An 11,485-nucleotide genomic window follows, 5' to 3' on the forward strand; every position below is an offset into this window, starting at 1 on the left:
GAACGACTCAACAAGGAGATCAAGCGCCGCGCTGATGTCGTGGAGATCTTCCCCAATCCCGCGGCGTTCCTGCGCCTGGCCACCGCCGTTGTCATCGAAGCCCACGACGAATGGCAGGTCACCCGCCGCTACCTCTCCGATATCTCCATGGACGAACTGCGTGTGGTCATCGCCGCCAAACACGCCGCCGCAGCACTTGCGAAACAACACCAAATCACCTAGCGTTCAACATGACTCGTTGATCGCACAGCGTGAGCCACGCCAGATCCGAAGTCCACCACTCCTCGGGACGCTATCGGTATTAGCCCAGCGGCTGTGATCGTTGGCAGCAATGTTGTTGCATGCGAGACGATGAAGAACCGGGTACTAAAGGTGCCACCAACGTGTCGTGCCACCCAATCAGGAAAACGGGACCAATTCCTCGCCGACATGAATCCAGATCGCTGCGGTAAGCGCCAGTTATCTCCAGTCGTGGATCTCCACGCAACGATTCTGGCGCCAAAGAAGGTCGCTGTCGAACGCGCGGGTTAAGTTACGGTGGTTAGGCGCTGTGCACATCGGATGCAGAGTTAACGATAGTACTGTTCGGCCGGGCCGAAAGGGCCGTTCAAACACGCGTGAGGAACACCCCGCACACTCCAAACCCACGTACATATAACCAATTCGGGGGCGGCCGGTGCGCAGCGTCCCGGGCAGCAGTGGTGGCGAAGTTCTCTTCACGCCCGGCTACGGCAGTGACGGCAGTGTGATCTCCGACGGCAGCGTGATCTCCGACGGCAACGTGATCTCCGACGGCAAGGACGGCAGTTGAAAGCCGCCCGACGTGGTGGTGCTCGGCGCGGTGGTCGTAGTCGTGGTCGTAGTTATGGCGGGAATGCCGCCCTGGTTGCCAGTGAACAGGGCGATCAAGCCGAAGATGATCAGCGCAACCAGGATCGCGACGACCACTCCCAACAACACCACGGGCCTGCGATACCACCGGGTGGAGGAAGGCTGTTTTCGACCCTGGCCAGAAGCTGTGTACCGGCTCTGGTCGTCGCCACCGTTGTTGGGAGACTCGTAGCGCGTCACGGTGGCCGATCATAGCAGCCACCACTCGAAGGCCACAGGCGTGGAACTTCCAGATCGACGACCGCAAGTAGGCTCGGCGTAACTGACCTTCCAGCCGAAATCTTAAAGCCCAGACGCTAGATCGATAACGCCATCGCTGAACTGGGCGACGCAGGCCCAATCAAGACCGACGTGTTAGGAGAGGGAGAACCGGCTACTGCGGGTATTCAACCCGCATTGGTGCGCGAAGGCACCACGGCCCGATCATACGCAACACATCGTTGCGGCCATGCTGTCCTTCCCGCCGGCATTATCCTTATGGCACTAAAACCCTCGGCCATCACGGGGTTTGCGCGGATGGCAGCAATTGAACTGCAAGGGCGCATCATCGAAGAGCCCTGTGTCGTACCGCGGCCTGAACTACCGTTCCTACATCCACACCGTCGGCGAATTCCTCCCGCAGCTGGAAGGACATGACGCAGGCGCTGCCTCACACCGACGCATGGAGAGTGGCAGCATCGGCGCGACGAACGGTGTTGAGCTGGCCGCTTTTGTGCCCTGATCGCGTTTCATGCTCCGCGCGGCGCGACGGCGCAGGGGGTCAGTCGGCGGTAGCCGGTCCCGACGCCTCGATTGTTCGCTTGACGTACTCCAGCTCGGTACGGGCATGCGCCCGGTCTTTGTCGAGTCCCTTGAACAGCCGTGTGAACGCGAACTCGGCGAGGCGGCCGGTCCCAGAATGCGGAAACGTCGCCCACACCCGCGCACTGAGTTCACTCACTGCACCGCCCCGCGGTCGAACCCGCCATGTCACGCCCTCCTGAACTGGCACCGACAGGCCAAGCCAGCGGTAGCTCGCCTTGCCTTCCCAGGTGAGAGCCACGCCCGGCTCCACAGCAGTGATCCGTCCGGCGGCTTCCCCGGCTATGCCGCCAATCTTTTCCCGGATTCGTAGTGTGGCACCCAGCTCGGCTGGTCGGCGATCATCAAGATGCTGTAACGCCTGGTGCCCGCTCTTTGACGGCAACCGCCAGCCATCGATGTTGCGCAGAACGTCCCACACCCGTTGGCACGGGGCATCAACGTTGACCGAATCGGTGAACGCGATCGTTCACACCTCCTTGCCTCGTTCCATCGCCTTTGATAGACAGAAACATATGCGCATTAAAGCATGCAACGATGTCGCCGGCGGCGCAAGCCCGTTGGCTGACCGTTGTCCCACCGTCGCGAGTTCGGTGCCCGGTGACGCCAGGGTGGTCGCTCGTACCGGTTTCACGGCCCGGGCGGCGGTGAGCGCGGTTGCGCAACCGAGCCTCTGCACGTGCTCCCGGCATCGGTATTGCCGATGAGTCCGAAACTTGACGACGTCCTCGCTGATCAGGGCGATGCGGTTGATTCGCGGTATCACCCCTCAGCGGCGCTACGGCGACAGCTCAATAAGGTGTTCCCCACGCATTGGTCGTTTCTGCTGGGCGAGATCGCCCTGTACAGCTTCATCGTGCTAGTGATCACCGGGGTGTATCTGACCCTGTTCTTCGACCCGTCGATGACAGAGGTCACCTACAACGGGGTGTACCAACCGCTGCGGGGCGTGGCGATGTCGAAGGCCTACGAGTCGGCGCTGGATATCAGTTTCGAGGTACGCGGTGGGTTGTTCATCCGCCAGGTCCACCATTGGGCGGCGTTGATGTTTGCCGCGGCGATCATGGTGCATCTGGCCCGAGTCTTTTTCACCGGGGCCTTCCGGCGGCCGCGGGAAGCCAACTGGGTGATCGGCGCGCTGCTGCTGATTCTGGCCGTGTTCGAGGGCTACTTCGGCTATTCGCTACCCGATGACCTGCTGTCGGGCACCGGCCTTCGTATCGCGTTGTCGTCGATCACGATGAGCGTTCCGGTGATCGGCACGTGGCTGCACTGGGCGCTGTTCGGTGGCGATTTTCCCGGCGACATCGTCGTTTCGCGCATGTACGCCATCCATATCCTGATATTCCCGGCGATCTTTGCGGCACTCATCGGCGTGCACTTGGCGTTGGTGTGGTTTCAGAAGCACACCCAGTTCCCCGGTCCCGGCCGCACCGAGACCAACGTGGTGGGTGTGCGGGTGATGCCGGTCTTCGCGGTTAAGTCCGGCGCGTTCTTCGCGATGACGGTTGCCATTTTGGGTCTGATGGGTGGGCTGTTGCAGATCAACCCGATTTGGAATCTCGGTCCTTACACGCCGTCGCAGGTGTCGGCCGGTTCCCAACCCGATTTCTATTTGATGTGGACCGAGGGACTGGCCCGGCTCTGGCCGGCGTGGGAACTGTACGTGTGGGGCCATACCGTCCCCGCGGCGTTCTGGGTGGCGCTGATCATGGGAGTGGTGTTCGTGCTGCTCATGAGTTATCCGTTCATCGAGAAAAAACTCACCGGCGACAACGCACACCACAACCTGTTGCAGCGTCCGCGCGATGCGCCGGTGCGCACCGCCATCGGGGCGATGGCGATTTCCTTTTACCTGGTGCTGACCTTCAGCGGAATGAACGACATCCTGGCCTATACGTTTGATGTCTCGCTGAACGCCACGACTTGGATCGGTCGCATCGGGATGGTGGTGCTGCCGCCGATCATCTACTACATCACGTACCGGTGGTGTGTCGGGCTGCAGCGCAGCGACCGCGCGGTGCTACAGCACGGCGTCGAGACCGGCATCATCAAACGCCTTCCGCACGGCGCCTACATCGAAATACATCAACCGCTCGGAGACGTCGACGAGCACGGCCATCCGATTGCCCTGGAGTATCAGGGCGCGGCGGTGCCCAAGCGGATGAACAAACTCGGTGCCGGCGGAACTCCGGGCGCGGGCAGTTTGCTGCGTCCGGATCCTGTGGAGCAAAGCGACGCGCTCACCCGGGCCGCGCACTTCGCCGAGCAGCGCGCCATCGCCACGCTGCGGCAACACCAGACGATCAGTAGTTCCGGCGACGGGCAACTGGCCAGAGATGACAACCAGAAAGCCCCGTAAGAGGGCTCATCGCACATGACGTGCAATTTGACCATGACCACCACATCTGGCCTTACGGCCAATCCACATCGGCCGACTAACGCGATGGTGCTGACCGCCGCATACCTGGTTGGCGAATCGGCGACCTTAGCACAGCGTGAGACTTTCCCAGTTTCGCATTGGCGGGCCGATCGGCCGACGAGGTGCTGGCTGCCAGAAGCCAGCGTGCAACAAATTTGCCGGCCGTAGACCGGATGCGCTTGGTCACCTGGTGGGTCGGCAGGCAGCGGCGGCCAACGGGCTACTAGCGCCGCTGGCGAAATCGACGCGTCGCTGGTCCAGGTGGCCGTGCTCACCAACAGGTGCCGAATAGATTCGGCGGCGATGTAGGGCTCCGTCAGCCTAATCGGGCTCTTCGGATCTTGCCGGGGTGCTGTGTTCATCGGACGACGATGGATGTGAGAACCCGCCAGTTGGGCTTACCGGCGTAGAGCAGTGCTCGGACGCGGTAGTTCTCGAAGTTGGTGAAGCCGTAGCCGATGCGTTTGATGCGTTTGATCAGGTTGTTGAGGGCCTCGGTGGGCCCGTTGCTGACGCGGGCGATGTGGAAGTTGCAGACCTTGTCGAACCAGGCTTTGAGGGTGCGGGCGAGTTTGTTCAGTTCGGGCGGCAGGCCCGGGCGTAGGCAGTGGTCGATCAGTTCGGAGAGCATCGCGCGGGCGGTGTGGATGTCGGTGCAGCGGTAGAATTCGCGCAGTCGTTCCTTGACGCGGTAGGCCAGGGCGACTTCGCCGCGGGGATCGCCCAGTTGCAGTAGTGAACTCAGGCGTTGGGTGGCCTTGGCATCGAGGCGTTCCTCACCGGTGAGCAGCACCCGTCGGACGCGGTAGAGAGGGTCGTGACGCCGGCCGCGGTGGCCTTTTTGTTCACGCTGCACGCGTCGTCGAATCTCGTCGAGGGTCCGGTTGGCCAGTTGCACGCAGTGGAAGGGATCGACGACCTGCTGCGCCCGGGGCAGCATCACCGTGTAGACCGCGGCGTAGGTCGCCGACATGTCCAGGGCGCCGAAGCGGATGCGGTGTTTCCAGGCCAGGGGTTGTTGGTCGATCCAGCCGGCGACATCGACATAGCTTCGGGTGGGCAGGATCTCGATGATCTGGTGGTTGGCGACATCCGCGACGGTGGTCGCATACGAGCGGCCCCGGCGGCTGCACAGTTTCACAAACGAGGTCTCGTCCAAGCCGATCGCGGACGTGGCGTTCAGGCGACGCCGGTCCGCAGCAAGCAGCGCCCGACCGTAGGTCATGACCGCGTCGTTGACGGTGTGCCAGTCGCAGGACAGCTCACCGGCGACATCGGAGACCGCACGACCGGTCCCGACCTGCATGGTCGCCCATTTGGCGCAGCGGGTCGTCAGCAGGCAGTTCTTGGCCGCGATGCGATGGTCGGCACTGGTCCAGCTCGCCCCCGCACAGCCGGGTCGCCGGCAGATCAAACGGTGCTTGCGCCACGCCAGACGCATCGGCTGGCCGTAGACGGGCAGGTCGACATAGCGCACCGTCGGCCGCTCCTTGATCTGGCCGGCGCCCCCGCAAGTCGGGCATAACCGATCGACGACGGTCTGCTCGATTGGCGAGTCCCCGTTGCTGAGTCCACCCGGTTTTAGAGTCGGGTTTGTTTGATCCGGATTCAGTTGATCTCGCAGGCCATCGGGGCGTGGGTGTGCCTGCATGCCGCAGCGTACTCGGCCGGGGTGCGATAACCCAGCGCCGAATGGCGGTGTCGGTGGTTGTGCTCATGTTTGAAGTCGCCGATGACCACGCGGGCCTCGAACAGGGTGTTCCAGTGGTTGCGGTTGAGGCACTCCTTGCGTAGCCGGTTGTTGAACGATTCGATGTAGCCGTTGTCCCAGGGGCAGCCGGGCGGAATATAGACCATGCCGGTCTTGTTCTCACAGAACCGTTGCAGCACTTGAGAAACCAGCTCCGGGCCGTTGTCCATCCGCAGTACCTTCGGCGGCCCACCGGCCGCCGCGAAAGCCTTCTCCAGCTCGGTCACAAGTCGTTCAGCGGTGACCGAACGCTCGACGATGTGCATCAGCGAGCAGCGGGTGTGTTCGTCGATCATCGACGCAATCTTGATCGCCTTCCCGTCGGTGGTGGAGTCGAACTGGAAGTCAATCGCCCACACCACGTTCGGGGCATCGGCCTCGATCGGCGGGACCGAGGACACCCCGGCCCGCTTGCGCGGGCTGTGCACCCGCACCTGCAGGCCTTCTTCGCGCCAGAGTCGGTGGACCTTCTTTTTGTTGACCTCACGGCGTTCGTCATAGCGCAACGCCGCCCAGGCACGCCGGAACCCATGACACGGGTGTTTGGTGGCATAGCAGCGCAGCCAGGCCCTCATCTCGGCGTCCGGATCGGCCGGGGTCTGCGCCGCAGGCAGCCGGCGGTAGGTGGAGCGGGCCAGCCCAACGGCCTTGCACGCTAACCGTTCCGACATACTCAAGGTCTGCCTGAGCATGTCCACAGCGCGGCGCTTGGCAGCTGGGCTCAGAATTTTCCCTTCGCGACCTCCCGCAGCGCGTCCTTTTCCAGTTCGGCATCGGCCAGCAGCCGCTTGAGGCGGGCATTCTGCTCGCGCAGGTCCTTGAGTTCCTTAGCGGCATCGGTGTCCATACCGCCATAGGCGCGCCGCCAGTTGTATAGCGTGGCCGCTGAGACGCCCAGTTCGGCGGCGATCTCCTCGCCCGTCTTGCCCTCGGCAGCCAACTCGTCCGCGCGGCGCAACTTGCGCACGATGTCCTCCGCGGAATGGCGCTTACGACCAGCCATGTGTTTCATCGTCCCTTCCAGCCCGACCTCGGGCCACAGGACTCTAAAACTTGCTGGACTCATTCACCGGGGACACGCCACGATCACCAGCTCGACATCGGGACCGATACGTCGATAGGCCAGGACGCGGACATCCTTGAGCCCGACCAGGGCTTCGACGATCTGACTAGGCTCATAACGGACGAAGGTGCTTTTGAATTTGATGGTCACGCTTCAAAGACTCAGGCACCTTCGTTCCCCCAAACCGCAAGGCACGCCGACCTCAAAGCCAGCACCGGACCCCGCTGGAATCCGAAGAGCCCCAAAACGACACCGCGTTGGGCGCGCCGTTCGGCGGTCTCGGATAGGGTCCGCGAGCCGGTGAACCACCATACCACCATCGCGCTGGCCAATGCCTCGGGCGCGCTGCTTAGCGCCCACCCGGTTAGTGCGATGGACCTGACCGTTAGGCCCTGCCACAGCCCCACGACACCCTCGGTGAGCATCGCGATCAGGCTGACGCAGGCCAGCCGCCGCGCCCAGCGAGCGGCCCGGTGCCATCCCGCGTCCCACGCCAGCGACTTCGACGCGACGTGCGTGGACTCCGCGCAGCACACGTCATCTGTGAGCTCGGTGGCATCGCCGACTGGACGGAAGGTGCTCACAAGGTTGGCTCCGTTACCCAGGCGTCCGTGCCGCAGGTCGGGCACAAAGCCACCGCATGGCCCATCGCCGCCGACACCGCCGCGGAGCAGGTGGGCCCATCAACGAATGCGTGCTGCGTCAATTACAGCGAGGCCGGCCCTGCTGGGTCGGAGACCGCCACGCCCCGGTGACGGACAAGAGAAGGTGTTCCGGCACCACCGACTGCTCCAGCCCCACTAGCTGCAACTCACCAAAAGGCGTCAACCTCTTGCATTCAGCGACTTTACAGCCGATGCACAAAGCGCCCGGGACCGCCACATTCTGACAACTGGTCCGCTGACCCTAGGGCGTGGGCGGCGATCGAAAGGCACATGCGCCACCATCACACAATGGGTCCGCTGGGATCGTCAAGTCACTCGAGAATGTCCACATCGGCCCATCGATTGAACACGCCGCCTAACGCGAGGGCGGCAGGCTGGTTACGCCGCGCCGCTCACAAACCGAAGTGAATCGGGCCGGACGTGTTTGCTGTGGGGCCAATTGGAGCAGACCAGGCCTCTCGCATCGCGATAGACGTGGTACCGATATCGCTATTGAGGCCGACGATCTGACCTCGGTTGCGCCGCGACCTTTCGGGTCGTCGCGAGCCGAACTTGTCGACTTGCAAGGCATTCCACCATCAACGGTGACCTGTTTGAGCGTTGCCTAGCGCGTCGCCGCCGTGCTGGCGACCACCGGGCGGGCTACTCAATCCGATGCGGACCGGAGCCGCCATTGCATTTGTCCAGCCAGAAGGCGACCGTACGAGTCGGGATAGTGATGAAGCCAGGCTTGCCGCCCACTCGGTTTGGCAGCATATCGGCCCGGGTACGCGTGAAGCGGGGGCGTCCCTCCTCAGAAAATCACCAAAACATTGCGGTTGAAGAACAGGAGTGCACGTGACTACTACCAGCAGCATGCTGAAGACCTATCCCCAAGACCTCGGTGGCGTGGACAAAGCCAAGCTGACCGCCTGTATCGAGGCCTGTATCGAATGCGCACAAGCCTGCACAGCGTGTGCAGACGCCTGCCTCAGCGAAGCTGAGGTCGACCAGCTAAGAAAATGCATCCGCACCTGCCTTGACTGCGCGGACATCTGCGAGGTTACCGGCCGCGTCCTGTCCCGGCACACCGGCTATGACGCCAACCTGACCAAAACGGTGCTCGAAACCTGTGCCATCACGTGCAAAAGCTGCGCAGACGAGTGTGACGGGCATGCAAGCCATCACGAGCACTGCCGCGTGTGCGGAGAGGTTTGCCGCCGCTGCGAACGGGCATGCCGCGAACTCATCGGGTCGCTCGGCTGAAATGCTCGCCCGGCGCCCCGCAAGACTGCGACACTAGACAATGGCATTCTGCCTCCGGCTGTGACCGCTCAGGTGATGTAGTTGAGAGTGGTCATCATGCCGGCTTCTTGGTGATAGGTGTTGTGGCAGTGGAACACCCAGACGCCAGGGTTGTCCGCGACGAGGACGGCGGTCAATTTCTGCTTGGGCAGTACGTTGACGGTGTCTTTGCGCGGGCCGGGCTTGCCGTCGGGCTTGATCACCTGGAAGGTATGTCCGTGCAGGTGCATCGGGTGGTACATCATTGTGGTGTTGTCGAATGCCAGCGTGGCGCGTTGGCCCTGGCGGATCTGTAGCGGCTTGGACTTGCTGTAGGGCTCGCCGTTGATCATCCAGTCGTACTTCATCATGTCGCCATTCAAGACGACCGGGAGGTTAACGTCGGGTTTAGCAGGACCCAAATCGACTTCAGGTGCGGCGGTGAACATCTCGACGGTGCCGATTCGCTTGTTGAGTTCGGCCGGCTGAAACCCAGGGTCGGGGGCGCTGCCGGCGCCGGTGGAGAGCAGCGCCCGCGCAAGGGCGTTCTTGCCTTCGGCGAGGGCGACGAGCGGGAAAACGCCGTCGGCGGCGGTGACGACGACGTCGTAGCGTTCGGCCATGCCGATCAGAAGCGCGTCGACCTCGGTGGGCACTATGGGATAGCCGTCGGTGTGCGTGACGGTCATCGAGTGCCCGGCCAGTGCGACGCGGAACGCGGTATCGGAGCCGGAGTTGATGATGCGGATCCGGATGCGCTGCCCGGGCTTGGCGCTAAACGTGGTGGGAGCGGCGGGGATGCGCCCGTTGACCAGGTAGTACGGATAGGAGATGTCGCCGGGATCGCCGCCCAGCAGGCTGCTGTTGCCGATGCCGTCCATCTCCATGGCGGGCATGCTTTCCATGCCGGGCATGCTGCTCATGCTGGGCCTACGCTGCTTGGTCAGGTCGTCATAGATCTGTGTGGGGGTCTTGCCGACACCGTCGGTCCAGTCGTCGAGCACGACGATCCATTCGGCGTCATAACGCGCCGGCTCTCGGGGATCGTCGACGATCACCGGCAGATACAGGCCGTAGTCGGCGTCCAGGCCGACGTGCGGATGCGCCCAGTAGGTGCCGGAGTGAGGTACGGAAAACCGGTAGGTGAAGTCACGGCCGGCGTCGACGTTCGGGGTGGCCGGTGCGACGCCATCCATGTCGTTGCGCAGCGCGATGCCGTGCCAATGTACCGAGGTGGGGAAATCGAGCCGGTTGGCGACGGTGACCGCGAGCTCATCGCCGACATTGGCGCGAATCAGTGGACCCGGGACGGTGTTTCCGTAAGCCAGTGTGCGAACGGTGATCCCACCCAGGTCGATTGTCGCCGGCTGCGGCGTCAACGAGGCTGTCACGGTGCGGCCCGTGTGCGGCCGGGCCGCCTCGGCAGCAGCGATGGCGGCCGCCATTGTCGTGTTGCCGCTATCTGTTTGATTGCCAGATCGGCCGCAGGCGGCCAGCGCGAACCCGCCGGCGACGGTGGCGGCCATGAATCCCCGCCTGCTGAGCCGCACTGTGTCGAAGGTTGTTTCACGCATACGTAACCCCCTATCCTTCTCGTTGCGCCATTAGGTCATTCGTTCATCTGCGAGAGCAGAATCGCGTTCCGCCCGAACTTGAACCTACCCCGTAGGGGTACGCCGTACCAATGGTAGGGTCGCAACGACAGTGTATCGAGGAAGGGCTCTAGGATGGGACTGACGCAGCGGCTGTTCACTGATCATCGGCACGGTGACGGCGCCGGGTGGATAATCAACTATCCGCGTAGCTATGAATTGATCGCCAATGCGTGGTTTCTGGGGCAACGTGGCCGCGTGTGGGACCGGCTGGTCGCGCTATCCGGCGCCGAGCCAGGCCAGCGGGTACTCGACGTCGGTTGCGGCACAGGGTATTTCACTCGACGCATCGCTCAGGCGGTGCGGCCCAGTGGCAGTGTGGTCGGGATCGATCCGTCACAATCGATGGTGGACTACGCCGCGCAGCATTCGTCGGCCAATTCCACGTTTCAGGTTGCTGGCGCCGAAGATCTGCCCTTCGCCGACCAGTCGTTTGACCTGGTGGTGTCCAGCTTGGCGTTTCACCACTTCCCGGTCGACCGCCGTGCCGAGGCAGTGCGAGAAATGTTTCGTGTTCTGCGACCGGGCGCGCGGCTGTGCATTGCCGATCTTCGCCCCTCGGGCGGTGGCGTCTTGCACCGGGTTGCTGCGGTTGTCAACGCCCATGTGCGAGAGCAGAACCGCCTGCACCAGCTCGATCAGCTGATTACCGATGCCGGGTTCTCCATCGTCGGCGCCGGCGACCGTTTGCTGCTGCGCTACATCACGGCGGAACGGCCACAGGCTCGGTAAGCCCGGCGACGGGCGCGCGGCGCCACTGGCGCCTCATCGGTATCTGTCAGGGCAGAATCTAGGACTACTCAACTGCCGAACATTCCTATTTACAGATACGGGTACGGGGTATATTCTGCATTTATGCTCGCTGGACGCGCAGAAGGCTCCTCATCGGCAACGTGCGCGATGAACTGCGAACTCGCTCGTCCGATACACCCTGGCCCGTCCTCGGTTTTCTCGCATATTGCCAGGGCTGGTGCGTCG

General features: G+C 63.0%; 10 protein-coding genes and 1 pseudogene. 4 read left to right on the forward strand and 7 right to left on the reverse strand.

All coding sequences use genetic code 11. The features are described from left to right. On the forward strand, positions 1 to 222 hold a 222-nt coding region (locus tag AC5Y49_RS24040), incomplete at its 5' end, for a transposase (protein WP_499891893.1). A gap of 504 nt (positions 223 to 726) precedes the next feature. On the opposite strand, the gene AC5Y49_RS24045 is transcribed toward AC5Y49_RS24040, so the two are convergent. After that, on the reverse strand, positions 727 to 1,071 hold the full coding sequence (locus tag AC5Y49_RS24045) for a hypothetical protein (protein WP_499891894.1): 345 nt from the start codon (positions 1,069 to 1,071) through the stop codon (positions 727 to 729). A gap of 580 nt (positions 1,072 to 1,651) precedes the next feature. Continuing rightward, complete coding sequence (locus tag AC5Y49_RS24050) at positions 1,652 to 2,158, reverse strand: SRPBCC family protein (RefSeq protein ID WP_499891901.1); 507 nt, start codon at positions 2,156 to 2,158, stop codon at positions 1,652 to 1,654. Between the two features lie 237 nt (positions 2,159 to 2,395). On the opposite strand from AC5Y49_RS24050, the gene qcrB reads away from it, so the two are divergent. Next, on the forward strand, positions 2,396 to 4,054 hold the full coding sequence (qcrB, locus tag AC5Y49_RS24055) for a cytochrome bc1 complex cytochrome b subunit (protein ID WP_499891895.1): 1,659 nt from the start codon (positions 2,396 to 2,398) through the stop codon (positions 4,052 to 4,054). Positions 4,055 to 4,472: 418 nt separating this feature from the next. On the opposite strand, the gene AC5Y49_RS24060 is transcribed toward qcrB, so the two are convergent. The 4 genes and pseudogenes from AC5Y49_RS24060 to AC5Y49_RS24075 form a co-directional block, all read right to left on the reverse strand. Beyond that, positions 4,473 to 5,765 carry an ISL3 family transposase gene (locus AC5Y49_RS24060; protein WP_499891896.1) on the reverse strand — a complete coding sequence of 431 codons (1,293 nt, stop codon included), beginning with the start codon at positions 5,763 to 5,765 and terminating at the stop codon, positions 4,473 to 4,475. Then, a protein-coding gene (locus AC5Y49_RS24065) for an IS3 family transposase (protein WP_499891897.1) occupies positions 5,723 to 6,867 on the reverse strand; the annotation gives its coding sequence in 2 pieces (ribosomal slippage) (positions 5,723 to 6,600 and positions 6,600 to 6,867; 1,146 coding nt in all). The genes AC5Y49_RS24060 and AC5Y49_RS24065 overlap by 43 nt, the downstream gene beginning before the upstream one ends. Positions 6,868 to 6,930: 63 nt before the next feature. After that, positions 6,931 to 7,077, reverse strand: a complete 147-nt coding sequence (locus tag AC5Y49_RS24070) for a hypothetical protein (protein WP_499891898.1) — start codon at positions 7,075 to 7,077, stop codon at positions 6,931 to 6,933. 83 nt (positions 7,078 to 7,160) lie between these two features. Then, positions 7,161 to 7,463: pseudogene (locus AC5Y49_RS24075) on the reverse strand (hypothetical protein); the annotation flags it as partial. Positions 7,464 to 8,447: 984 nt separating this feature from the next. Between AC5Y49_RS24075 and AC5Y49_RS24080 the strand changes: the two are divergent. Beyond that, positions 8,448 to 8,837 (forward strand): four-helix bundle copper-binding protein, encoded by a 390-nt coding sequence (locus AC5Y49_RS24080; protein WP_499891902.1) that lies wholly within the window; start codon positions 8,448 to 8,450, stop codon positions 8,835 to 8,837. A 68-nt stretch (positions 8,838 to 8,905) separates the two neighbouring features. Here AC5Y49_RS24080 and AC5Y49_RS24085 read toward each other — a convergent pair whose 3' ends face one another. Continuing rightward, complete coding sequence (locus AC5Y49_RS24085; RefSeq protein WP_499891899.1) at positions 8,906 to 10,429, reverse strand: multicopper oxidase family protein; 1,524 nt, start codon at positions 10,427 to 10,429, stop codon at positions 8,906 to 8,908. A gap of 153 nt (positions 10,430 to 10,582) precedes the next feature. On the opposite strand from AC5Y49_RS24085, the gene AC5Y49_RS24090 reads away from it, so the two are divergent. Beyond that, positions 10,583 to 11,239 carry a class I SAM-dependent methyltransferase gene (locus AC5Y49_RS24090; RefSeq protein WP_499891900.1) on the forward strand — a complete coding sequence of 219 codons (657 nt, stop codon included), beginning with the start codon at positions 10,583 to 10,585 and terminating at the stop codon, positions 11,237 to 11,239. Positions 11,240 to 11,485 lie beyond the last annotated feature (246 nt).

Source organism: Mycobacterium sp. NGS62 (assembly GCF_059812285.1).

Excerpts from the sequence above, each read along its gene's own strand:
- AC5Y49_RS24085 (WP_499891899.1), bottom strand. The coding sequence starts at position 10,429 with ATGCGTGAAACAACCTTCGACACAGTGCGGCTCAGCAGGCGGGGATTC.
- AC5Y49_RS24090 (WP_499891900.1), top strand. The coding sequence starts at position 10,583 with ATGGGACTGACGCAGCGGCTGTTCACTGATCATCGGCACGGTGACGGC.
- AC5Y49_RS24080 (WP_499891902.1), top strand. The coding sequence starts at position 8,448 with ATGCTGAAGACCTATCCCCAAGACCTCGGTGGCGTGGACAAAGCCAAG.
- AC5Y49_RS24060 (WP_499891896.1), bottom strand. The coding sequence starts at position 5,765 with ATGCAGGCACACCCACGCCCCGATGGCCTGCGAGATCAACTGAATCCG.
- qcrB (WP_499891895.1), top strand. The coding sequence starts at position 2,396 with ATGAGTCCGAAACTTGACGACGTCCTCGCTGATCAGGGCGATGCGGTT.